This is a genomic window from Betaproteobacteria bacterium (assembly GCA_009377585.1).
Taxonomy (GTDB): Bacteria; Pseudomonadota; Gammaproteobacteria; order Burkholderiales; family WYBJ01; genus WYBJ01.
The window spans coordinates 40,331-63,490 of record WHTS01000026.1 but is presented as its reverse complement, the minus strand read 5'-3'; the positions used below and the strand labels follow the sequence as shown (position 1 = coordinate 63,490).

The 23,160-nt window shown below is 65.7% G+C and carries 25 protein-coding genes and 1 tRNA gene; 4 read left to right on the top strand and 22 right to left on the bottom strand.

Annotated elements, in window-relative coordinates; genetic code table 11:
• Positions 1-194: 194 nt before the first annotated feature.
• The 12 genes from GEV05_11165 to GEV05_11110 form a co-directional block, all read right to left on the bottom strand.
• Complete coding sequence (locus GEV05_11165; protein ID MPZ43946.1) at positions 195-1,322, bottom strand: YeeE/YedE family protein; 1,128 nt, start codon at positions 1,320-1,322, stop codon at positions 195-197.
• Positions 1,323-1,524: 202 nt separating this feature from the next.
• Entirely contained in the window at positions 1,525-2,442 is a 918-nt protein-coding gene (gene ybgF, locus GEV05_11160; protein ID MPZ43945.1) for a tol-pal system protein YbgF, read from the bottom strand.
• Positions 2,443-2,496: 54 nt separating this feature from the next.
• Positions 2,497-3,045, bottom strand: coding sequence for a peptidoglycan-associated lipoprotein Pal (gene pal, locus GEV05_11155; GenBank protein MPZ43944.1), 549 nt, complete (start codon positions 3,043-3,045; stop codon positions 2,497-2,499).
• Positions 3,046-3,128: 83 nt separating this feature from the next.
• Entirely contained in the window at positions 3,129-4,490 is a 1,362-nt protein-coding gene (gene tolB / locus GEV05_11150) for a Tol-Pal system protein TolB (GenBank protein ID MPZ43943.1), read from the bottom strand.
• Positions 4,491-4,512: 22 nt separating this feature from the next.
• Positions 4,513-5,385, bottom strand: coding sequence for a cell envelope integrity protein TolA (gene tolA / locus GEV05_11145; protein MPZ43942.1), 873 nt, complete (start codon positions 5,383-5,385; stop codon positions 4,513-4,515).
• Positions 5,385-5,801: a protein TolR gene (tolR, locus tag GEV05_11140; GenBank protein ID MPZ43941.1), complete on the bottom strand. Its 417-nt coding sequence runs from the start codon at positions 5,799-5,801 to the stop codon at positions 5,385-5,387. Before tolR ends, tolA begins: the two co-directional genes overlap by 1 nt.
• Positions 5,802-5,820: 19 nt before the next feature.
• Positions 5,821-6,504 carry a protein TolQ gene (gene tolQ, locus GEV05_11135; protein ID MPZ43940.1) on the bottom strand — a complete coding sequence of 228 codons (684 nt, stop codon included), beginning with the start codon at positions 6,502-6,504 and terminating at the stop codon, positions 5,821-5,823.
• Positions 6,501-6,950, bottom strand: coding sequence for a tol-pal system-associated acyl-CoA thioesterase (ybgC, locus tag GEV05_11130; protein ID MPZ43939.1), 450 nt, complete (start codon positions 6,948-6,950; stop codon positions 6,501-6,503). The genes tolQ and ybgC overlap by 4 nt, the downstream gene beginning before the upstream one ends.
• A gap of 181 nt (positions 6,951-7,131) precedes the next feature.
• On the bottom strand, positions 7,132-8,178 hold the full coding sequence (gene ruvB, locus GEV05_11125; protein MPZ43938.1) for a Holliday junction branch migration DNA helicase RuvB: 1,047 nt from the start codon (positions 8,176-8,178) through the stop codon (positions 7,132-7,134).
• Between the two features lie 49 nt (positions 8,179-8,227).
• Positions 8,228-8,809, bottom strand: coding sequence for a Holliday junction branch migration protein RuvA (ruvA, locus tag GEV05_11120; GenBank protein MPZ43937.1), 582 nt, complete (start codon positions 8,807-8,809; stop codon positions 8,228-8,230).
• A complete protein-coding gene (gene ruvC / locus GEV05_11115) occupies positions 8,806-9,558 on the bottom strand; it encodes a crossover junction endodeoxyribonuclease RuvC (GenBank protein MPZ43936.1) in 753 nt (250 codons plus the stop codon). Before ruvC ends, ruvA begins: the two co-directional genes overlap by 4 nt.
• Positions 9,518-10,243 carry a YebC/PmpR family DNA-binding transcriptional regulator gene (locus GEV05_11110; GenBank protein MPZ43935.1) on the bottom strand — a complete coding sequence of 242 codons (726 nt, stop codon included), beginning with the start codon at positions 10,241-10,243 and terminating at the stop codon, positions 9,518-9,520. The genes ruvC and GEV05_11110 overlap by 41 nt, the downstream gene beginning before the upstream one ends.
• 90 nt (positions 10,244-10,333) lie before the next feature.
• Here GEV05_11110 and GEV05_11105 point away from each other — a divergent pair, with 90 nt between their 5' ends.
• Positions 10,334-11,863, top strand: coding sequence for a DUF853 family protein (locus tag GEV05_11105; protein ID MPZ43934.1), 1,530 nt, complete (start codon positions 10,334-10,336; stop codon positions 11,861-11,863).
• Positions 11,860-12,804: an EamA family transporter gene (locus tag GEV05_11100; protein MPZ43933.1), complete on the top strand. Its 945-nt coding sequence runs from the start codon at positions 11,860-11,862 to the stop codon at positions 12,802-12,804. The genes GEV05_11105 and GEV05_11100 overlap by 4 nt, the downstream gene beginning before the upstream one ends.
• A gap of 34 nt (positions 12,805-12,838) precedes the next feature.
• Here the strand turns inward: GEV05_11100 and GEV05_11095 are convergent, their stop codons facing one another.
• From GEV05_11095 to GEV05_11050, 10 genes are all read right to left on the bottom strand, one after another.
• On the bottom strand, positions 12,839-12,970 hold the full coding sequence (locus GEV05_11095) for a 30S ribosomal protein THX (GenBank protein ID MPZ43932.1): 132 nt from the start codon (positions 12,968-12,970) through the stop codon (positions 12,839-12,841).
• A gap of 118 nt (positions 12,971-13,088) precedes the next feature.
• Positions 13,089-14,291, bottom strand: a complete 1,203-nt coding sequence (locus tag GEV05_11090) for a hypothetical protein (GenBank protein MPZ43931.1) — start codon at positions 14,289-14,291, stop codon at positions 13,089-13,091.
• Between the two features lie 136 nt (positions 14,292-14,427).
• Positions 14,428-15,513, bottom strand: a complete 1,086-nt coding sequence (ychF, locus tag GEV05_11085; GenBank protein MPZ43930.1) for a redox-regulated ATPase YchF — start codon at positions 15,511-15,513, stop codon at positions 14,428-14,430.
• Positions 15,513-16,091, bottom strand: a complete 579-nt coding sequence (locus tag GEV05_11080; GenBank protein ID MPZ43929.1) for an aminoacyl-tRNA hydrolase — start codon at positions 16,089-16,091, stop codon at positions 15,513-15,515. Before GEV05_11080 ends, ychF begins: the two co-directional genes overlap by 1 nt.
• 153 nt (positions 16,092-16,244) lie before the next feature.
• Positions 16,245-16,913, bottom strand: a complete 669-nt coding sequence (locus GEV05_11075; protein ID MPZ43928.1) for a 50S ribosomal protein L25/general stress protein Ctc — start codon at positions 16,911-16,913, stop codon at positions 16,245-16,247.
• 58 nt (positions 16,914-16,971) lie between these two features.
• On the bottom strand, positions 16,972-17,907 hold the full coding sequence (gene prs / locus GEV05_11070; GenBank protein MPZ43927.1) for a ribose-phosphate diphosphokinase: 936 nt from the start codon (positions 17,905-17,907) through the stop codon (positions 16,972-16,974).
• A 129-nt stretch (positions 17,908-18,036) separates the two neighbouring features.
• Positions 18,037-18,110, bottom strand: a tRNA-Gln gene (locus GEV05_11065).
• Positions 18,088-18,954 carry a 4-(cytidine 5'-diphospho)-2-C-methyl-D-erythritol kinase gene (ispE, locus tag GEV05_11060; protein MPZ43926.1) on the bottom strand — a complete coding sequence of 289 codons (867 nt, stop codon included), beginning with the start codon at positions 18,952-18,954 and terminating at the stop codon, positions 18,088-18,090. Before ispE ends, GEV05_11065 begins: the two co-directional genes overlap by 23 nt.
• Positions 18,955-18,988: 34 nt before the next feature.
• Entirely contained in the window at positions 18,989-19,591 is a 603-nt protein-coding gene (locus tag GEV05_11055; protein MPZ43925.1) for a hypothetical protein, read from the bottom strand.
• Entirely contained in the window at positions 19,588-21,327 is a 1,740-nt protein-coding gene (locus tag GEV05_11050) for a tetratricopeptide repeat protein (protein ID MPZ43924.1), read from the bottom strand. The genes GEV05_11055 and GEV05_11050 overlap by 4 nt, the downstream gene beginning before the upstream one ends.
• A gap of 70 nt (positions 21,328-21,397) precedes the next feature.
• On the opposite strand from GEV05_11050, the gene GEV05_11045 reads away from it, so the two are divergent.
• Together GEV05_11045 and GEV05_11040 are read left to right on the top strand one after the other, a co-directional pair.
• The gene (locus GEV05_11045) at positions 21,398-22,339 is read left to right on the top strand and encodes an ATP-binding cassette domain-containing protein (protein MPZ43923.1); all 942 of its coding nucleotides are present in this window, start codon (positions 21,398-21,400) and stop codon (positions 22,337-22,339) included.
• A complete protein-coding gene (locus tag GEV05_11040; GenBank protein MPZ43922.1) occupies positions 22,336-23,088 on the top strand; it encodes an ABC transporter permease subunit in 753 nt (250 codons plus the stop codon). The genes GEV05_11045 and GEV05_11040 overlap by 4 nt, the downstream gene beginning before the upstream one ends.
• Positions 23,089-23,160: the final 72 nt, after the last annotated feature.

The window sequence follows — 23,160 nt, the reverse complement described above, 5'->3', positions numbered from 1 at the left end:
CGACCAACGGATTAAAAGTCCGCTGCTCTACCAACTGAGCTAACGACCCACAGAGGCGGCGAATTATAGCAAGCGAGGTTGGGCGATCCAATCCAACAAGGCCGTTGGAAGATACTGTCTCAGTAACTGAGATACTACCCAGAGGAAGCAGGCCCCTCTCCGGGCTCTCGCCTGCGCGGGAGGAAAGGCTTGCTTCAACCCTCCCGCATCATCCGCCAGTACTGGTACTTCATCGTCGCAGCCGAGCCGGCCACGATTGCGCCGAAGGCCATGATCGAGCCGACGGCAAGGGTCGAGACGCCGGTGATGGCTTGGCCCACGGTGCAGCCCATCGCGAGCACGCCGCCGATGCCCATCAGGGCGCCGCCTGCGACGTGGTTGAAGAAGTCGGCGCGATTCGCGAACCATTCGAGGCGGAAATTGCGGCTCACCGCCGCATACAGCGCCGAGCCGACGATTACGCCGACAAACCCCATGATGCCGAAGTTGATGAGCCCGAAATTCTTCGGGTCGCTCAAATAGTGCAGGCTGTCGGCCATCGGGCTGATGAAGGTGTACGACTGCACTTCGACGCGCGACGGCGGCGTCGCGGACATCTCGGCAAACTCCTTCCACTCCTGACCCAGTGCGCCCGCGGTGATATACCAGCCGGCCACGACCGCCAGTCCCACCACTACCCCGCCGAGAATGTTGTCGAAGCTCGCGCGAAAATCGCGCGAGGCGAACACGAATGTCGCGATGGCGGCGGCCAGCACCCATCCCAGCCAGACGTTCCAGCGCGCGCCGTCGCCGTTGCCCGCGAATCCGGCCAGCACGTCGCCGAGCGCCTGCGTTCGAATGCCGTGCTGCGCGAGGTTGAGATTGGTCGGCGCGATCCACGAATTGAAGGCGAGCGCGTAGAAGTCCGTCCAGATCATGAAGTAGGCGCACACGGCCGCCGCGATGAGCACGACGATGGATTTGAGATTGCCGCCGCCAACACGGATGAGCGTCTTGCTGCCGCAGCCCGAGCCGAGCGTCATGCCCACACCGAACATGAATCCCCCGAGGAGGTAGCGCAGCCAGGCGAAGTTTGGCGTGCGATAGGGAGGGAAGGTATCGACCGGGATGGCCGCCTTGCCGGTGGCTTGGAGCACCAGGACGCCGGCGATGGCGACACCCATGGCGAGCAGCCATGAGCGCATCCTGCCGGTGTCGCCGATGTTCATCCAGTCCGATACTGCACCCATGGTGCAGAAGCGCGTCTTGTGCGCCACCGCGCCCATGACGAGCGCGACCAGAAAAACCGCCCACAGGACTTGCTGGTGAACCGTGAATTCCATGAAATGAAATGTCCTACCGCAAACGCGGGAAGGATACTAGCACTCGTGGGTAAGCGTCCGTAGCGAGGAGACGCTTGGGATTCCGGTCGGTTTTCCAGTACTTCGACCGGCTCGGCGAAAGGCTTTCTGGATTCCCGTTTTCACGGGAATGACGCCCGTTGGGTCTCCCTGGCTGACGACGCCTGAGGCCGATCCAACTCTGTTAACGCACGTTCGCCATCCGCCGCCGAGCTTTCTCGGCCGCGTCGCTGCCGGGGTGCTTGGCGACCAGCTCGTCCATGGTCTTGCGCGCGGCCGCGGTTTCGCCCAGCTCGGCCTGCGAGCTGGCGATGTTCAGCAGCGCGTCCGGCACCTTGCTGCTCTCCGGGTAGGACGCAACCAGCAGGCGCTGGCTCGAGATCGCCAGGCGGAAATCTCGCATGTTGAAGTAGGAATCGCCGATCCAGTACTGGGCGCTCGGCGCAAGCGGGCTCTTCCGGTACTGCTTGAGGAAATTCTGGAAGGCGACGATGGCGCCCTGGTAGTTGCCGATGCGCCGCAGGTTCTGCGCGGCTTCGTAAGCGCGCGTCTCGGCGCTGCCCGATGCACCGGCCGCAGGCTGCGCGCCCGGCTTACCGCTTGCCACGACGTCGCCGGAGCCCGACGGAACGCCACCCATCGGGGGCGGCGCCGAAGCGCTTTCCAGCCGTCGCAAGCGTGTATCGAGATCGACGTAGAAGTCCTGCTGCCGCTTCTGCGCCTGCTCGACGCCGTTGTTCAACACTTCCATCTGCCCGCGCATGCGGGCGAGCTCCTGCTTCAGGCCCTCGATCTCACGAAATAGATCCAGCACCGCCTGATTCTTGCCCGTCGCCTCCTCCAGCTTGCCCAGACGGGCGTTGATCGTGTCGAGCTGTTGGCTCTGCGCGGCAACCTGGGCCGACACTTGGTCGACGCGCTTGCGCTCGGCCGCGATGGCGTTGCGGGCTTCGTCGTCTCCGAACAACGCCGCGCTGGAAGGAACGGGAAGAAGCGCGAGGCCGAAAACCGCAAGCAGAGCGGCAGCGAGTTGCGGAAACGCGTCTCTCCCGTTGGGAGAGGAGAGTGCGTTCCCTGGCGCGTCGTGGCCGAAGCTCATCATGACCGGGAGAAGATCGAGCGAGTCCTTGGAACGATTTAGCGGTCCGCTTGCCGGCTATTCGTTGTCGTAAACGATGTCGGCACGGCGGTTCTTGATCCAGGCGCCCTCGGTGCTGCCCATCTCCACCGGCTTTTCTTCGCCGAAGCTCACCGTCTCGATCTGGTTGTCGCTTGCACCAAGCAGCATCATCATCTTCTTCACGCTGTCGGCACGGCGCTGGCCCAGTGCGAGGTTGTATTCGCGGCTGCCGCGCTCGTCGGTGTTGCCTTGGATGACCGCCCGACGCCCGCGGTTGTCCGTAAGGAATCTCGCATGTGCCGTCACCAGCGGCTTGTACTCCTCTTTCACCACCGAACTGTCGTAGTCGAAGTAGATGGTGCGCTTGTAGAGGATGTTCCCGGGGTCCTTGAGGGGGTTGGCGGCAACCGACTCGGTCGTGATCGAGCCTGTCGTCGGCTTCTTGGGCGCAGGCGCCTTCACGGGGGGTGCAGTCGTGGTGTCCGGCTTCCTCGATTCGACCGGCGCACCTTCTTCTTTCACATCCGTGCTGCCGCAGCCGGCAAGCAAAATGGCGAGTGCTGCACTAACCAGGATTCGAGTCATGGCGCGTTCCCGTTGTTGGAATAACTTGGAATGGACCGGCTTCGCCGCGCTTCGTTCCGCGGCCGACGTGCCCGCGGGGATCATCAGAATCCCTTCTGCATCGGACCCCATGCAGGCTCGCGCACATCCCCTGATGACGCCGTGACCCGCTGCTTGATCCGGCCGTCATTGGAAACGGCGGCTAATATACCACGCCCCCCCTGGCTGGACGCGTAGAGCAGCATGCGTCCATTCGGTGCGAAGCTGGGGGATTCGTCGATGCTGCCGTTGGTAAGCGGTATCACCTGCCGGGTGCCGATCTCCTGCAGCATGATGCTGAAGCGCCCGTCTTCGCGCTGGACGAACGCGAAGCTTTTTCCGTCGGGGCCGTAGCGCGGCGACACGTTGTACGTGCCGCTGAAAGTCATCCGCTCGGCCGGGCCGCCGCTTGCCGGCATGCGATAGATCTGCGGGCTGCCGCCGCGATCGGAGGTGAACAGGATCCACTGTCCGTCGGGCGAGAAACTCGGCTCGGTGTCGATGGCGCGGCTCGTGGTCAGGCGCGTGGGCGTGCCGCCATCGGCGCTGATGCTGTAGATCTGCGAATTGCCGTCGCGCGTAAGCACGACGGCGAGCCGCCGCCCGTCCGGCGACCAGGCCGGGGAGCTGTTGGAGCCGCGGAAATTCGCGAGCACCCGCCGCTGGCTGGTGGAAAGCGTTTGCACGTAGACGACCGGCTTTTTCTGCTCGAAGGACACGTAGGCGATGCGGTTGCCATCCGGCGACCAGGCCGGCGAGATGATGGGCTCGTTGGAGGCGAGGATGGTCTGCTCGTTGAAACCGTCGGCGTCGGCGATCTGCAGCTCGTAGCGCGAGCCGCGCTTCACCACGTAGGTGATGCGCGTTGCGAACGCGCCGGGCACGCCGATGAGCTTCTCGTAGATGACGTCGGCGATCCGGTGCGCGGTATTGCGCGTCTGCGCCGCGGAGATGGTGTAGCTGAAGCCCGCGAGCTGGGTCTGCTTGAGGACGTCCATCAGGCGAAAGCGCACTTCGTAGCGGCCGCTGCCCGCTTGGGCGACCGCGCCGATGACGATCGACTCCGCGCCTCGCGAGCTCCAGTCGGGGTAGCGAATGTCGCCGGGCTCCACCGGCATCGGCGTGATGCCGCCGGCATCGATCACGCGGAAGAGCCCGCTGCGGGTGAGATCGGCCGCAACGACCTCGGAGATGTTGTGCGGCAACGTCCCTTCGCCTGCGAGCGGCGCGATGGCAATCGGCATCTGGCGCTCGCCGCTGCCCACGATCTCGATGGTCAGGGCGGCCATGGCAGGTTGCAGCGTCAGGAGGCAAAGCAGCAGGCCATACACCGCCAAGGCGGGTGCCGCAAGGATGCGGCTGCAACGCGCAGCGGCGAAGTCCGCATTTCGAAAACGCTGCCTGCGCGGGCGGGCAACGGCGCTCATCGGGGCTCCACCATGGTATCGCTCACTCATTAGGTCGAAAATTCAAGTTGAGTTCCCGGAATTGCGCCATCAGCACCGGGTCCGGCGGCAGCGGCAGCGGCTGCGCCCGGATCACCGCGCGCAATACCGCGTCGTCACAAGCCGCACTGCCGCTCGAGCGCTTGATGCGCGGCGGCTGCAGCGTATTGCCGTCGGGCAGCAGGATGGCCTCGAACACGATCTCGGGGTTACCGAGCGACGCGCAGGGATCCTTCACCACGTAGCGCCGGATCTTGTCGCTGATGCGGCGCTTGTATTCGTCCACCATCTTCGCTTGCGCCGAGGCTTGCTGCTGGCGCAACGCCTCGACTGCCTTTTCCTGGTCACGCCTCAGTTTTTCGATTTGGTCTTGCTTTTCGCGGCGATCCCGCTCCAGCGCGGCGAGCTTCTGCTTCTCCGCGTCCTCGCGCTTCTTCGCCTCGGCCTTCGCGATTTGCTCGCGTTTGATCGCCTCGGCCTTCGCCAGCTGCTCGCGCTTGAGCGCCTCGGCCTTCTGCCGTTCCCTCTCCCGTTCCTCGTGCTCGCGCAGCGCCTTCTCCTGCTTCTCCTTCTCCAGCACGATGTCGGGCTTGGCGACCGGCTTCGGCTCCGGCGCGGGCTTGACCTCGACCTTGGGCTGCGGTGGCTGCGGCTTCACTTCCGGCTTCGGCTCGATCTTGGGCGGCGGCGGCGGCGGAGTCTTCGCCTGCGGCAGCGGCGGAAGATTGTTCCAAAGCTCGACTTCGACCGTAGCCGGTGCGCGATGCTGCCAGCTCACGCCGAGCACGAGCAGCGCGAAAAAGGCGATGTGCACCACCACCGCCAGCACCCCGGAGGTGATCTTCCCCGGTTCGTCGCGGTCTGCAGTCCAGTTCATCAGCGCGGCTTCGCGAGCAGCCCGACCTTGCTGACCTGGTTCTGCTGCAGCATGTCCATCACGTTCAGGACCGCTTCGTAGCGCACGCTCTTGTCGGCGGCGATGACGACGGCCTGGTCGGGGTTTTTCTGCTGCTTTTCGCGGATCGCTTGCAGCAGGCGGGCCCGGTCCATGCGCACCTCGTCCGCCCCTTGCTGGCTTCGATCGCGTAGCCAGATGCTCTCGTCGGCGCGAATGCTGACCTCCATCGGCGCAACCGCCGGCTGACTCGACTTGGCGACCGAAGGCAAGTCGACCTGGCCGGGACTCACCATGGGCGCGGTCACCATGAAGATCACCAGCAGCACCAGCATGACGTCGATGTAGGGCACGACGTTGATCTGGTTCATGAGCCGGCGGCCGCTGCGGCGCTCGATCAGCATGGCAGGACCCGGCTCAGGCGGCTGCCTGGCGCTGCAGGATGTTGGAGAACTCTTCCATGAAGCTTTCGAAGCGCGTGGCGAGCCGGTTCACATCGCCCGCGAACCGGTTGTAGGCCACCACGGCCGGGATCGCTGCGAAGAGGCCCATGGCGGTGGCGATCAGCGCTTCGGCGATGCCTGGCGCGACCTGCGCAAGTGTCGCCTGCGCGACGTTCGCCAGCCCGCGGAAGGCGTTCATGATGCCCCACACGGTGCCGAACAGGCCGACATAGGGGCTTACCGATCCCACCGAGGCGAGGAATGACAGATGCGATTCGAGCAGCTCGACTTCCCGCTGGTAGGTTGCGCGCATCGCGCGCCGTGTGCCGTCCATGACCGCGGCGATGTCGTGGCCGGGCCGGCGCAGCTTGGAGAACTCGCGATAGCCGGCTTCGAAGATGCGCTCGAGGCTGCCCGAACCGTGGCGAGAATTCACCGCCGCCTGGTAGAGCTCGTTCAGGTTGCCGCCCGACCAGAAGTCCTTCTCGAACTCGTCGGTCTGCCGGTGCGCGCGCCGCAGGTTGTAGTACTTGCGGAAGATGTAGTACCAGGAGAACAGGGACGCGAGCAGCAGCCCTGCCATGACCAACTGGACCAGTACGCTCGCATTCGCGATGAGGCTTACTACGGAAAGATCCTGCGTGACTGCGACGTTCATTCGGTTTTTGGCCGCCCCGAGGATCGGTCCGCAAGCAGCTCTCGCAGACTGCGCGGAAGACGGACCGGAAGGAACGAATCGATATTAACACAGGCCAATTTGACGCTGGCTTCGAGCAGACGTTCATTGTCGCGGGCGACGTATTGCTCCATCTCGACCCGGCTTGCGGCCGCGCTCAGTCGGGAGATGACGACAATCAATTCGTCATCCAGACGCGCCGGGCGCAGGAACTCCGCCGCAATGGCACGCACGACAAACACCACGCCCTCGCGGCGCGCGAGCTCCTGCTGATCGCATCCCAGCACACGCAGCAATTCCGTACGGGCGCGCTCCAGATATTTGAGGTAATTCGCGTAGTAAACGATACCGGCACCGTCGGTGTCCTCCCAATAGACGCGCAGCCGCCAGCGGAAAACGGGCTCATCGTCTGCGCGTTCAAGCGTCATGGCAGATGCATAGTGCAAGGGCGTAACGCGGCAGCCCGCGTATGGCGCAACGCCGCCGCCCAGGCATGGCTTGCGTGTTCATGCTCAAACGCATGCCATCCTCGAACGGGTCGATGGCTTCCGATCCCCGTACAAACGCACGCGCGAGACAGCGGTTGACGCGCAGCCTGGATCCACTCCGTCAACGTAGCGGCTGGTCCCAGAGATCCGGCGTCGAATTCGGCCGCGGCGCGGCCAGGCCGAAGTGCCGGTAGGCGCTGGGCGTGGCGATGCGGCCACGGGGGGTGCGCTGCATGTAGCCTTGCTGGATCAGGTACGGCTCCAGCACGTCCTCGATCGTGTCGCGCTCTTCGCCGATCGCGGCGGCGAGATTGTCCACGCCCACCGGCCCGCCGGCAAAGCGCTCGATCACGGCCATCAGGAGCTTGCGATCCATCAAATCCAGGCCGAGCGGGTCGACGTCGAGCATGTGCAAGGCCGCATCCGCCACCTCCCGCGTAACCGCGCCCTCGGCTCTCACTTGGGCGAAATCGCGCACACGGCGCAGCAGCCGGTTGGCCACGCGCGGCGTACCGCGCGCGCGGCGGGCGATCTCGGCCGCTCCGTCGGCATCGACCGCAACATCGAGCAAGCTCGCGGATCGGCGCACGATAGTGCACAGCTCCTGCTCGTTGTAGAACTCGAGCCGCGCCACGATGCCGAAGCGATCGCGCAAGGGATTGGTCAGCATGCCGGCGCGCGTCGTGGCGCCGACCAGCGTGAAGGGCGGCAGATCGAGCTTCACCGAGCGCGCGGCCGGGCCTTCGCCGATCATGATGTCGATCTGAAAATCCTCCAGCGCCGGATAGAGGATCTCCTCCACCACCGGCGACAGGCGATGGATCTCGTCGATGAAGAGCACGTCCATCGGCTCGAGGTTGGTGAGCAGTGCGGCGAGATCGCCGGCGCGCTCGAGCACGGGCCCCGAGGTCTGGCGCAGATTCACCCCCATCTCGCGCGCGACGATGTGGGCGAGCGTGGTCTTGCCCAGCCCTGGCGGCCCGAACAGCAGCACGTGGTCGAGCGGCTCCTTGCGCCGCCGCGCCGCCTCGATGAAGATGCCGAGCTGCTCGCGCACCTTCTCCTGCCCGACATAATCGGCGAGAAGCCGCGGCCGCAGCGCGCGCTCGAGCGCTTCCTCTTGCGATGTGAGGGGCGCGGCCGAAATGAGCCGGTCGGGTTCTAGCATGATGAGCGATTGTAGGCCGGCGGCGCGCGCCGAACCACAAGCAGCACGGTCACGCCTTCGATAGCAGCCGCAGGCATTGCCGGATCGCTTCGCCGACCGAAGACGAGGGCTCGATCTGCTTCACCGCCCAGGCGGCTTCCTTGTCGTTGTAGCCCAGGGCCAGCAAGGCGTTCAGGACGTCGCTCCCCGGGGCGGCGGCGGGTGCACCCGAATGCGCGGCCGCCGCTGTGGCGGGCAGCTTGTCGCGCAGTTCCAGCAGCAACCGCTCGGCGGTCTTCTTGCCGATGCCGGGGATCTTCACCAGGCGAGCGCTGTCCTGCGCGCTCACCGCCTGCTGCAGGTCGGTCACCGAAAGGCCCGACAGCACCGCCAAGGCGATACGCGCACCGATGCCGCTGATGCGCAGCAGCTGGCGAAACGCCGCGCGCTCGGCATCGGTGCCGAAGCCGAACAGCAGATGCGCGTCCTCGCGCACCACCAGGTGCGTATGAAGCATGACCTCGGCCCCGGTTTGCGGCAGGTTGTAGAACGTGCTCATCGGCACGTCGACTTCGTACGCCACCCCGCGCACGTCAACCAGGATCTGCGGCGGATTCTTCTCCAGCAGCACGCCGCTGATGCGTCCGATCACGCCGCTGTGCCTCGCGCCACCAGCCGGCCGCGCTTGAGCCGATAGCCTGCGGTGGCGAAGCGTCCCAGGCCCTGGCCGCCATGCGCATGACAGATCGCGCACGCGAGCGCGTCGGCCGCATCGGCTCCCGGCGCAGCGGCGAGACTCAACAAACGGCGCACCATCTCCTGCACCTGGCCCTTGGCCGCGTGCCCGGTGCCGACCACGGCTTGCTTGATCTGCAGCGCGGTGTACTCCGCCACCGGCAAGCCGGAGAGCACGGCGGCGCAAATCGCGGTGCCTCGCGCCTGTCCCAGCAGCAAGGTGGATTGCGGATTGACGTTGACGAACACCTGTTCGATCGCGACCTGGTGCGGGGCATGGCGCGCGATCACCTCGCTCAAGCCCTCCAGGATGCTCTTCAGCCGCACCGGCAGCTCGGATCCGACGGAGCGCACGCAGCCGCTCGCGACATAGACGAGGCGATTGCCGTCCCGATCGAGGACGCCGTAGCCGGTCGTTCGCAGGCCGGGATCGATGCCGAGGATGCGCGTGATGGGTGCTCCTGGCACTATGCCCGTTTCGAGTTCCGGCCCGCGCACTTGACGTCGCTCCCGCGCAGGCGGGAGCCCAGGGAAAATCGATACCGCGCTACATGGATGCAGCCGCCGCCAATCCTGGATTCCCGCTTGCGCGGGAATGACGTTCGCTTTCGCGTCCCTGAAACGGTCACTCGTCGATCGCCGCAGTCGTATAGACGTCCTGCACATCGTCGATGTTTTCCAGCGCATCGAGCAAGCGCTGCATCTTGGCGCCGTCGTCGCCCCGCATCGCGGTCTCGTTGGTAGGTTTCATGGTGATCTCGGCCAGCTCCGGCTTGAAGCCGTTCTTCTCCAGCGCCGCCTGCAGCGCCATGAAATCGTGCGGCGCGCCGATGATCTCGATGCTGCCGTCATCGTTGCTCACGACGTCCTCGGCGCCCGCTTCGAGCGCCACTTCCATCAGCTGGTCCTCGTTCGTCCCTGGCGCGAACACGAACTGGCCGCAATGCTTGAACAGGAAGGCGACCGAGCCGTCCGTGCCGAGATTGCCGCCGTGCTTGCTGAACGCGTGTCGCACTTCCGCCACCGTGCGCGCGCGATTGTCGGTGAGGCAATCGACCATGACGGCGGCACCCGCGATGCCGTAGCCCTCGTAGCGGATTTCTTCGTAGCTCACGCCTTCGAGGTCGCCGGTGCCGCGCTTGATGGCGCGCTCGATGTTGTCCTTGGGCATGTTCTCGTCCTGTGCCTTGTCGATCGCAAGCCGCAGTCGAGGATTGGAGTTGGGATCGGCGCCGCCCAGTTTCGCCGCAACGGTGATTTCCTTGATGAGACGGGTGAACACCTTGCCGCGCTTTGCGTCCTGCGCGGCTTTCTTGTGCTTGATGTTCGCCCACTTGCTGTGACCGGCCATAATTCCTTATTCCAAAACGATTCCCCGGGTAAGAGCGCCAAGCCCTCGCTACCCGGTTGATATAATGAAAATCTTAGCATGGGGAGAGCAATGTCAGAACCGATCCTGATCGGCAAGTCCGAACACGAGCTGTATTTGCTGCCGGCGCTGGCCAACCGGCATGGCCTGATCGCGGGCGCCACCGGCACCGGCAAGACGGTGACGCTGCAGCGCCTGGCCGAGGGGTTCAGCGCGATCGGCGTGCCGGTGTTCGTGGCCGACGTGAAGGGCGATCTCTCCGGCATCAGCCAGGCGGGCAAGCCGGTCCCGAAGATCGCCGAGCGCGTGGCGCAGCTCGGCCTGGACCCGTTTCCGTATCGCGCCTGCCCGGTCGTATTCTGGGATGTGTTCGGCGCGCAAGGGCTACCGGTACGCGCGACTGTCTCGGAAATGGGGCCGTTGCTCATGGCCCGCATGCTCAATCTGAACGCGACCCAGCAGGGCGTGCTGACCGCGGTATTCAAGATTGCCGACGATTCCGGCTTGCTGCTGCTCGACCTGAAGGACTTGCGCGCCATGCTCACGTTCGCGGGCGACAATGCGGCGCAGTTCAAGACCCGTTACGGCAACATCTCGACCGCCCGCGTCGGCGCCATCCAGCGCGGTTTGCTCGAGCTCGAGCACCAGGGCGGCGAGGCGTTCTTCGGCGAACCGGCGCTCGACATCGCGGACCTGATGCAGACCGACCCCGACGGACGCGGCATCGTCAACGTCCTGGTCGCCGACAAGCTCATCAACGCGCCCAAGGTCTACGGCGTGTTCCTGCTGTGGCTGCTCTCGGAGCTGTTCGAGAACCTGCCCGAGGTGGGCGACCCGGATAAGCCCGAGCTCGTGTTCTTCTTCGACGAAGCCCACCTGCTATTCGACGATGCGCCGCAGGCGCTGCAGGACAAGATCGAGCAACTCGTTCGGCTCATCCGCTCCAAAGGTGTGGGCGTCTATTTCGTCACGCAGAATCCGCTCGACGTCCCGGAGACGGTGCTGGGGCAGCTCGGCAACCGGGTGCAGCATGCGTTGCGTGCCTTCACCCCGCGCGACGAGAAGGCGGTGAAGACGGCCGCGAGCACCCTGCGGCGCAATCCCAAACTCGATGTCGAGCGTGCCATCACCGAGCTCGCGGTGGGCGAAGCACTGGTTTCCCTGCTGGACGAGAAAGGACGGCCGCAAGTGGTGGAGCGTGCACTGATCGCCCCGCCGGGCAGCCGTATCGGCCCGGCCATGGCGCAGGAGCGCTCCACGACTCTGGCCGCCTCGCCGATCCGCGCGCACTACGCGCAAAGCCTCGACCGCGAGTCCGCGTACGAGCGGCTCAATGCACGCCAACCTGCCACCGCGCCGAAGACCGAAGCGCAAACCCAAACCGAAGAATCCGGCGGCGGCTCGCTGCTCGATCAGTTGGGTGGAATCTTCGGTGGCGGCAGCGAGAGCACCCGCCCCACCCGTTCCAGCGGCCGCTCGCGCGAAGGCGTGCTCGAAGCGGCGGCCAAGAGCGCCGCCCGGGCAATGGGCTCCGAGATGGGCCGCCAGATCCTGCGTGGCGTGCTGGGCTCCATCCTGGGCGGCAGCCGCCGGCGCCGTTGAGCGCCCCGGACGCGCGCCGCGCGGCACGCCACCTCTGGATCGGGATTGCGCTGGTCCTGGCCGCCTCGGTCGGCTTTTCGGCGCGCGGCGTGCTGGTAAAGCTCGCGTATCCCTACGGGGTGGACGCGGTCACCTTGATGACGTTGCGCATGATCTTCGCCCTGCCCTTCTTCGTCCTGATGGCGATACTGGCCGGGCCACCGCCGACGCCGATGCGCCGCGCCGATCTGGCCATGCTGATTGGCCTGGGTTTCATCGGCTACTACTTGTCGAGCTATCTCTCATTCCTGGGCCTCATCTACGTGCCGGCGAGTCTCGAGCGTTTGCTGCTCTATCTGACGCCCACGCTGGTAGTTCTGATGTTGACCCTGGTCTTCAAGCAGCGGGTGCGCCGGCATCACGTCGTCGCGCTGGCGATGACCTACGGCGGCATCATGTTGGTGATGGGGAACAGCCTGGTACTGGCGCAGGAGCCGCAGCCGCTGCTGATCGGCGGCGCGCTCGTGTTCTGCAGCGCGCTCACGTATGCCGCCTACCTGATCGGCAGCGGTACGATCATCCCCCGGCTCGGATCGCTGCGCTTCACGGCCTACGCTTCGGGCACCGCGTGCCTGTTCGTGATCGCCCAGTTCACGCTCACGCGCGAGCTTGCGGCACTCGATCTGCCGCTGGCGGTATATCTCTATGGACTTGCGATGGCGGTCGTATGCACCGTATTGCCGACCTGGATGATGGCCGAAGGCATCGGGCGCATCGGCGCGAGCCAGGCGGCGATCGTGAGCTCCATCGGGCCGGTGTCGACGATCGTGCTGGCTGCCCTCGTCCTGCACGAGCCGATCACCATCGTGCAGGTGTGCGGGGCTGCGCTGGTGCTCGCGGGCGTATGGCTGGTCGGCGCCAGGCGCGAACCGGCGCCGGCCTCGGCCCCGAAGACGGCTTAGGCGGCTATCCCGGCCGGCCTGGCGAAATATCGGGCTAGCTGCCGCGCCGGGCGGGTGTCTTGGCAGCCGGCTGGCCGGCGCCCTTCTTCGCCTTGTGCGGGCGGCTCTTGCCGTAACTGCCTTTGAAGATCTTGCCCTTGCGGGTGCGTGCGTCGCCTCGTCCCATGTCCACTCCAGCTATGTCGGTGTCGCGCACGCTCGGTGCCGCGTGCAGCCGGCCGATGATAGGCACCTTGCCGGCAAATGTCATCTCTGCTCTGCCGGCTCGCGCTCGGCACCGCGGTTCACGCTCCGAGGTGTTCGACCTGGAAGCCGCGCACGTCGGGATCGCGAATGCCGAGAAAGATCGGCGCGGCGTCGCGGCGATGGATGTTGATCTTGGCGTTGAACATGCGCCGCAGGACGCCGTGCTTGTCGAGCGCCGCATAACGCGATATGCCGAACGAATCGCCCGCGTGTCGCGGCCCGGTGACGTAGCAGCGGATCTCGCGCACCACTTCGCCTGCCATGCGCAGCCCCGCCAGGTCGTGCACTTCCTGTTGCATGCGCTGAACGAAATCCGGAGCGGCCGGCAGCGTTGGCGAAACGTCCGCGAACGCAGGCATTGCCGCGAAGTCGCCGATCAGGATCTGCCCCGGCATGGCGTTTTCGAGCATGCGCGCAAGGTCGATGGTGACCTGGCCGACGAGGTAGCTTGCGGCCGAAGGCGCCAGGCCCTCCGGCTGAAAGAACTCGTAGTGCGCGCCGGCGTGAAACGCACAGCGAAGGTGCGGAACCACGCGCGTGCGCGCCTTGGCGCGCGCAATCGCATTGTCGGCGAGTAGCAGCAACATGAGCTTGTACAGCGTCACGTTGGCCTGGGCGTCGGCCGTCCGGTTCCAGATGTAGAAGCCGTCGCCGGTGGGGCTGCGTGCGAAGCGCGCGCGCACGCTGCGAGTGGCGAGCTTGTCGTAGGCCGAGTTGATCGAATACGACAGGCTGTTGAGCAATGTCGCCTGCTCGATCGGCGTGTAAGTCGAAAAGGCGACGATATCGAGCAGCATGACGGCGCGGTTGAGGAACAACGACACGCTGTAGCGCCGCACCAGCGTATCGACCAGCTCGGCGTCCAGGTCGGCAACCGGATCGAACGGCAGTGTTCGGATGACGGGCTCCACCCCGAGCTTCGCGGCAACTGTGGCGAAATGCCGTGCGGCTGCCTGCTTGGGCCCCGACACCAGAGCGTCGATGAAGGCGCCGGGATCGGTTTCGCCGGCGATCGGCCGCACGCCACCGACGTACTCGGCCAAAGCGAAGTGCGGAAACTGCAGCAACGAAATCTGCCGGCCTTCGGCTGTCCACAGCACGACGACCTGCTCGCCGAGGCGCCAGCATTCGTACAGCAGATCGTCCAGCCGCGCGATGCGCTCGCGCGCATCGGCTGCGCCCGCTCCGGCAGGCACTGCATGGCCGAACAGCGCCTCCTGCCATGACTCGCGGCGAACCATCGCTGCATCCAAGTGCTAGCCGCCGGGAAGAGCCTGAGAACCGTCATTGCCGCGTAATCGGCAATCCAGGATCGCCCGATTTCCCTGGACTCCCGCGTACGCGGGAATGACGTGCAGGAGGTTCATCGTGATTTCCCTAGACGTTGAAGCGGAAGTGTACGACGTCACCGTCGCGAACGATGTAGTCCTTGCCTTCCAGGCGCATCTTGCCCGCCTCCTTGGCGCCCTGCTCGCCGTTGCAGGCGATGTAGTCGTCGTAACCGATCACCTCGGCGCGGATGAAGCCGTGCTCGAAGTCGGTATGGATGACGCCGGCCGTCTGGGGCGCGGTTGCACCGATCGGAGCTGTCCAGGCCTTGGCCTCCTTGGGTCCCGCGGTAAAGAACGTCTGCAGGCGCAGCAACGCATAGGCTGCGCGCACGAGCCGATCGAGTCCCGGCTCCTGCAAGCCGAGATCGGCGAGGAAAGCCCGCTTGTCGTCGTCCGACATCTCGGCGATCTCGGCTTCCAGCGACGCGCACACCGGCAGCACCGGCGCGCCTTCGGCCCGAGCAAATTCCCCAACGCGCTCCAGCAGCGCATTGTCGGAGAAGCCGTGCTCGTCGACGTTCGCCACGTAGATGGTCGGTTTCATGGTGAGCAGGCAGAGCGGTTGCACGAGCTTTACTTCCGCGGCGTCGAGTGCGAGGCTGCGCGCAGGCTTGCCGGCGTCGAGATGCGCGCGCACGCGCTCCAGCAGCGTCGCCATCCGGACGGCCTCCTTGTCGCCGGACTTCGAGCGGCCGATCACGCGCGCGAGCGCCTTTTCCACCGTCGCGAGATCCGCCAATCCGAGCTCGGTGTGGATCACCTCGATGTCCGAGACCGGATCGATCTTGCCCGCGACGTGCACGACATTGTCGTCGGCGAAGCAGCGCACCACGTGCGCGATGCCGTCGGTCTCCCGAATGTGGGCGAGAAACTGGTTGCCCAATCCCTCGCCTTGGGAGGCGCCGGCGACCAGCCCGGCGATGTCGACGAATTGCGTGATCGCGGGCACCACCTTTTCGGGCCGCACGATCGCCGCGATTCGGTCGAGCCGCGGATCGGGCACTTCCACCATGCCGACGTTCGGCTCGATGGTGCAGAACGGGTAGTTCTCCGCCGCGATGCCCGCCTTGGTGAGCGCATTGAACAACGTCGACTTGCCGACGTTGGGCAGGCCGACGATGCCGCACTTCATCATGTCTTCGCTTCCTTCGTATGCAGCTTGAGCATCGCTGCTTCCATGTTCGCCTCGGCCATCAGGGGCCACAGCTCGAGGCTGCGCGCGATCGCGGCGTCGATTGGATCGCGCTCCTCCGCCCGCGGCGGGCAGAGCACGTAGTCGATGACCGCATCGCGCACGCCCGGATGGCCGATGCCGATGCGCAATCGCCAGAAGTCCTTGCTGCCCAGGCACGCCGCGACATCGGTGATGCCGTTGTGGCCGCCGCTGCCGCCGCCCTTCTTCAGCCTGGCCGTGCCCGGCGGAAGATCGAGCTCGTCGTGCACGACGAGGATTTCGTGCGGCGCGATCCGATAGAAATTCGCCAGGGCCGCAACCGCGCGTCCGCTATGATTCATGAAGGTCTCCGGCATGAGCAGCCAGGCGGTTCCGCGCGGCGGGGCAAGCCGCCCGACACGGCCGTGGACTCGCGCCTCGGCGCGCAGCGCCACGTGCGCCGACTCGGCCAGCCGCTCGACCCACCAGAAGCCGGCGTTATGGCGCGTTGCCTGATACTTTCGCCCCGGATTGCCGAGGCCCGCGACGAGCTTCATGTGACGACCGTTTCGAGAGCACTGCCTGCGTGGCGTTGCCGGCCCAGCGCCAAACGGCTGCGCGGCGCGGCGGAACGAAAAAGCCCGTCATGCCGAGCGCGTGACGGGCTTGGGTCCCGCGCGCCGGCACATAGCCGGCGGCCGCATTCGAGCTTACTTGCCTGCTTCCTTCTTCTCGGCGGCGGCGTCGGGAGCAGCTGCGGCAGCCTCGGTACCCGCTGCGGCGACAGTTGCCTCGGCCGCGGTCTCTTCCGAAACCATTTCACGCGGCATCTGCACCGTGACCACCACGGGGTTATCGGTCTTCAGCCGCGGAACCAGCTCGACGCCTTTGGGCAAGCTCAACTCGGATACGTGCACCGCATCGCCCAGCTGCAATGCCGACAGATCGACTTCGACGAATTCGGGCAGGTCGTCCGGAAGACACTGGATGTCCAGGTCGTTCATGACGTGGCTCACAACGCCCCCCTCCTTGGCGCCCGGACAGGTTTCGGCGTGAACGAAATGCAGCGGCACTTTCATGTGGATCTTGCGATCGGCGGCGATGCGCTGGAAATCGACATGCAACACCTCCGTCTTCCACGGGTGCATCTGCACGTTGCGCAACAGCACCCGCTCGCGGCCGCCGTCGAGGTTCATGTCGAGGATCGAGGCGTGGAACGATTCCATCTTCAGATGCCGTGCCAGGGCATTGTGATCGACCTCGATCATCTGCGAATCTTTGCCCGCGCCGTAAACCACGCCCGGCACCTTGCCGGTACGGCGCATGCGCCGGCTCGGCCCCGTGCCGTTGCCGTTGCGGGGGAATGCGGTGAATTCGATTTTCATGCAGCGTCTCCGAAAGATATTTGTGCGCGTTGCGCCGCCGGCCTGGGAACGATCACTCGGCGAACAGCGAGCTGACTGAATTTTCGCTGCTGATGCGCAGCATCGTCTCGGCCAGCAGCTCGGCGATCCCGAGCGCGCGAATGCGCCCGCACGCCTGCGCGTTCTCGCTCAGTGGAATGGTGTCGCACACGACCAGTTCGTCCAGCACCGAGGCGCCGAGGCGCTCGACCGCCTGCCCCGACAGCACGGGGTGCGTGCAATACGCGACCACCCGTATGGCGCCCGATTCCTTCAATGCCCGCGCCGCCTCGCACAACGTATTGGCAGTGTCGACCATGTCATCGACGATGACGCAGGTGCGGCCTTCGACTTCGCCGATGATGTTCATCACCGTGGCGACGTTCGGCCGCGGGCGCCGCTTGTCGATGATGGCTAGATCGGCTTCCAGACGCTTGGCTGTCGCGCGTGCCCGCACCACGCCGCCCACGTCGGGCGAGACCACGACCAGGTCCTGATAGCCCTGCTTCCAAAGGTCGCCGAGCAGGATCGGCGTGGCATAGACGTTGTCGACCGGGATGTCGAAGAAACCCTGGATCTGGTCGGCGTGCAGGTCCATGGTGAGAACCCGGTCCACGCCCACGCTTTGCAGCATGTTGGCGACCACCTTGGCCGTGATCGGCACGCGGGCCGAGCGGGGACGCCGATCCTGGCGCGCGTAACCGTAGTAGGGAATCGCCGCGGTGACGCGGCCGGCCGACGAGCGCTTGAGCGCGTCGACCATGATCAGCAACTCCATCAGGTGATCGTTGGTGGGCGTGCAGGTCGATTGCAGCACGAATACGTCCTTGCCGCGTACGTTCTCCAGCAGCTCGACCATCACCTCGCCATCGGAGAACCGGCCGACACTCGCGCGTCCCAGCGGCAGGTTCAGCTCCCGCACCACTTGCTCGGCCAGGCGGGGGTTCGCGTTGCCCGTGAACACCATCATGCGGTCGTAGATGCTGCCCACGACGTCGCGGAACTGCGCACTCGATAAAAGATTGCTTCCCACGGCGCTCTCTTCAGTGTCTATCCGGCGATGGAGCCATATGCAGGCCGAACCGCAGCCTCGGCTGGGCTGGGGAGGAAGGATTCGAACCTTCGCATGCCGGAATCAAAATCCGGTGCCTTAACCAGCTTGGCGACTCCCCAAAGTCATGCCGCGCAGCGGATGGTGATCCGATCCCTGCGCGACGAATCCTTGCATGTGCGGCGGACGTGCGGCAAAGACCTGATGCGCCTTTTGTTCGTCTTCGAAGGAAGCGAATACGCATGCACCGCTTCCCGTAAGCCGCGCGGGCGCCTGCCGCCTGAGCCAGTCCAGATAGTCCCGTATCGCAGGGTACAGACGACAGACGACGGGCTCCAAGTCGTTGCGAACGCCCCCTGCGAAAAAGGCCGACATTTTGATTCGATTCGAGTTCCGTGTCAATTCAGCGTCATTGAAAACGGCCGTCGTCGACACCGAAACCGGCGGCACGAGCACCACGTACCAGGCCCCCGGCAATGCGATCGGCGTCAAGCGCTCGCCGATGCCCTCGCCCCATGCGCTTTCGCCGAATACGAACACCGGCACGTCGGCACCGAGCTCGAGCGCGATCGCCATCAGTTGGCCGCGCGTGAGATCGAGTCCCCAAAGGCGATTGAGCACGATCAAGACGGTGGCCGCATCCGAGCTGCCTCCACCCAATCCCCCGCCCAACGGCAGGCGCTTGTCGAGGCGGATCTCGGCCCCCAAGTGCGTTCCGGTGCGGCCGCGCAGCAGCCGCGCGGCGCGAACGCAAAGATCGGTTTCGGCGGGCAGACCGGCGACGGCATTGGAGCGCACGATGTCGCCGTCTGCGCGCACACGGATATCGAGCCGATCGCCGGCGTCGAGAAACCGGAACACGGTCTGCAGCTCGTGGTAGCCGTCGGCGCGACGCCCGAGCACATGCAAAAAGAGATTGAGCTTGGCGGGCGCGGGGTAGCCGGTACAAGAAAACTCGGATGCCATCGGCTGCGCGTCGGCGTACGGGAGTGGGCGCGCGCTAGCGAACGCCAGCAGGGATTGCAGCGCGATCGAGCCAGTCGACCACGAACCGGATCTCGACCTCGTCCTTGCTGAGCTCGATACGCCCCGGCCGCGGCGCCGATCCTTCGTCGCCCAAGGCCACCCAGCGCACCGACCAGCCGTCGCGCGTTGCCCGCACGATGCGGCCGCTGGGGTCGCGCTCGGCCGTCGCGGCCGCGTCCTGAGGCACCTTGCCGAGCACGTAGTAGCTCAGATCGGCGAGCGGCAGGCTCCAGCCCAGCCCCTCGCGCGTCAATGCTTCGATGCTGCTGGCGCGGTACTCCTGCTGATCGGTCGTGGTGAGTATTGCGCCCGTATCATCGCGCACGATGTGCGCCGCGGTCTGTCCGAACGGACCGCCCAGCCAGACTTCGTCGCGCTCGGCCGCATGGCGCCAGCGCAACGATCCGGAAAACGCCCGCGGCCCGTAGCGCACATAGACCCGGCCCTGTGCTTCGAAGACTTCGGCGACCCCGCTATCGCCCGCTGCCATCCACGGCAGCTGCGCGCATCCGCTCATGCCTACGAAGAGCGCGAGCACGACGCTGATGCCCGCAGGCCTGCGCAAAAACGAATTCACTGTGCGTACTTCTTGATGACCGCCTGCAAGGTCGCGTTGCCTGGATGATCCTTCAGCGTGCCCTGCCACACGCGCCGCGCCTCGTCGTGCCGGCCCTGCACCCACAGCACTTCACCGAGATGCGCCGCGATCTCGGGATCGGGCCTCACCTTGAACGCCTTTTCCAGGTAGGCGCGGCCCTCGTCCATTCGGCCCATTCGATACAGCACCCAGCCCATGCTGTCCTGGATGAAAGGATCCTCGGGCGAGAGCTTCAACGCGTGCGCGATCAGATCGTGCGCCTCCTGCAACCGGTCGGTGCGATCGGCGAGCGTGTAACCGAGCGCGTTGTACGCATGCGCATGGTCGGGACGCAGCTCGATGAGCTTCCTCAGGTTCGCCTCGAGCACATCCAGGCGATCGACCTTCTCGGCGGCCATCGCATGGTCGTACAGCAGGTCGGGCACGTTCGGCATTTTTGCCAGCGCCTGCTCGAGCAGGTCGAAAGCCTCCTTGTAGGCCCCGGCTTCGCGCAGGATCGCGGCTTCGGCTTGCGTCAGGTGCACCCGCTGTTGCAGGGTCTGCGGCTGGATCGAATGCAGCAGCGCGCGTGCTTCCTCGAGCTTGCCTTGCTTGGTCAGGATGCCGGCGATGCGACCCTGGGCGGGAATGTATTGCTCGCCGCCCGTGATCTCCCGGTACCAGCGCAGCGCATCGTCGAGCTGCTTGCGCTCTTCGCTCACCTGTCCCAGGTAGAAGCGCACGGTGTCGGCGCCGTTCGCATTCAACGCGAGCGCCCGCTTCAGTTGCTGCTCCGCGAACGTCCAGTCGGCGATCTGCACGCCGAGCAATCCGGCGGTGAGCGCGACGTCGGGATTGCGCGGATGCGCGCTCACCAGGGCGTCGATCTCCCGGCGCGCCTCGTCGGTCCGGCGCTCGGCCGCGAACATGCGCGCGAGGTTCACGCGAACGTCCTTCGCCCCCGGGTGCGCCTTCAGGTACTCGCGCGAGAACTCGATCGATTCGGCGGGCGAGCGTCGCTGCAGCATCTGCGCCTGGAACAGCGCCGCGAGCTCCCAATCGGGGCGCAGCTGCAATGCCTCCTTCGCAGCGGCCAATGCGGCATCGGGCTGGTTCGCATGCCAGGACGCCTGCGCGGCCGCCAGGTGCGCTTCGGGCAGTTTGGGATAGAGCTGCGCAAGCTCGTGCACCAGCTTGGCGACGGCCGCCTTGTCGGTATGGCGCGCGAGCATCGTGTTCATCTGCAAGAACACCTGCGCCGTGCGCTCGGGATCGGAAGCGAGCAGCATCTCCAGGTGCGGGCGCACGTCCTGCAATGCGCCGCTGCCGATCAGGATCGAGGCGAGCGTCTGGCGTGCGGGGACGGAATCGGGCTCGGCCTGCAACCAGATCGTGGCCGCCTCCACCGCGAGCGCGGCCTGACGTGCGTAGACGGCGATATCGGTTGCACGGCGGGCGATGCGCGGATCTCGGGTCTTGCGCGCGAGATCGACATACGCGCGCGCCGCGAGGTTGTATTCTTTGCGATGGATCGCCATCTCGGCGATCAGATACTCGTAGAGGACCTCCGGCGTGAGGTCCTGCGGCGGCAGCTGCGGCGCGGGTTTCGCGCTTGCCGCCGGCTCCTTGGGCTTGGCCGCCTGCGGCTCGCCCTCGACCGGCACTTGCGCGCAACTCGCCAGCAACGCCACGAGGCCCGCGGCCAGCGCGCGGTGAAGGGCTGGGAACGAAGTCATATCTTCAATGTTTCCGACAGTTTAGGTATATTCGCCTGGTTCAACAAGCGCGCCCTTGGAGGATTGGGTCATCGAGTCCAGCGTAGTGACCACGGTCAGCGCCCGGCAGCTGTCGCGACAATTCGGGGCGCATGCGGCGGTTCGCGACATCGATTTGACCTTGCGCTGTGGTGAAGTTCTAGGACTGCTCGGGCCCAACGGCGCGGGCAAGACCACCACCATGCAGATGCTGACCGGCAATCTCGCACCGAGCGCGGGCAGCATTTCCATCTGCGGTATCGACCTCGTCGACAAGCCGGTCGAAGCGAAACGTCACATCGGTTACCTTCCCGAACATCCGCCGCTCTATCGTGAGTTGACCGTGGACGAGTTTCTGCGCCTCGCCGCTCGTCTGCACGGCATGCCGCGCTCACGCTTGCCACAAGCGCTCGCAAGCGCCAAAGCGCGCTGCGGTTTGAGCGACACGGGCAAGCGACTGCTGGGCTCGCTTTCCAAGGGCTATCAGCAGCGGGTCGGCATCGCCCAGGCGATTATCCACGACCCCGATGTGGTGGTGCTCGACGAACCGACCGTGGGTCTCGATCCCATCCAGATCCGCGACATTCGCGCACTGATCCGCGAGCTGCGCGAAAACCGGTCGGTGATTCTCTCCACGCATATTTTGCCTGAGGTCGAATCGGTTTGCGACCGGGTCGAGATCATGCACCTGGGCCGCGTGGTGTTCAGCGACACCATCGGCGGGCTCGGCCGGTTCAATCGCGGGCTCGCGCTGCACGCCGCGTTCCGGCATCCGCCGCAAGCCGCGGAGCTGGCGGCACTACCCGGCGTGACGAGTGTCGAAGCCGTGGACGAGCAGCAATTCGTGCTGGGACGCGATCCACAGCTCGATCCGACCGAACCGCTGGTCGAACGCTCGGTGCAAGCGGGCTGGGGGCTCTACCAATTGGGTCCGGCGCACAGCCGCCTCGAAGACGTCTTCGTTCAGCTCACCCGCGACGAGCCGGTCGCATGATTCTCACGCTGGCCAGCAAGGAGTTGCGCAGCCTCTTCTCTTCGCCGCTCGCGTGGATCGTGCTTGCGCTGCTGCAGCTCATTCTCGCATGGGTGTTCCTGATGCGGCTCGACTCGTTTCTCGAGCTGCAGCCGCGGCTCGCGCAGCTTGCCAACGCGCCGGGCGCGAGCGAGGTCGTGAGCGCGCCCTTGTTCTCCGCCGCTGCCGTGATCCTGATGATGGCCACGCCGATTTTCGGCATGCGCCTGATCGCCGAGGAGCGGCGCAACCGCACCATGCCGCTGCTCATGTCGGCGCCGATTTCGATGACGCAGATCGTGCTCGGCAAGTTTCTCGGCTTGTGCGCCTTTCTCATGCTGCCGGTCGCGATGGTGAGCGCGATGGGCGCGGCGCTGGCAGCCGGCGGCGAGATCGATCTGGGACTGCTCGCCTGCAATGCGCTCGGCCTGGCCTTGCTGCTCGCAACCTTCGCTGCCGTCGTACTGTTCGCCTCGAGCCTGACCAGTCAGCCGATCATCGCGGCGGTGCTCGGACTCGGGATGCTGCTCGCCTCCTGGCTTGCGAGCCTCGCCAATCCCGACTCGGCGGGCGCCGTGCAGCTGCTCTCCGTCACGCGCCGCTTCGAGGGCTTCAACGCCGGCCTGGTGGACAGCGCCGACCTGGCCTGGCACGCGATCGCGATCGTTCTGTTTCTGCTGCTCACGATCCGCCGCCTCGATCGCGATCGCCTGGTTGGGTTCGGCGCATGAGATCGCAGCGCACGATGCGCATAGACCCGCGGCGCAAGATGCGCATTGGCCCCGCGGCGCAAGATGCGCATT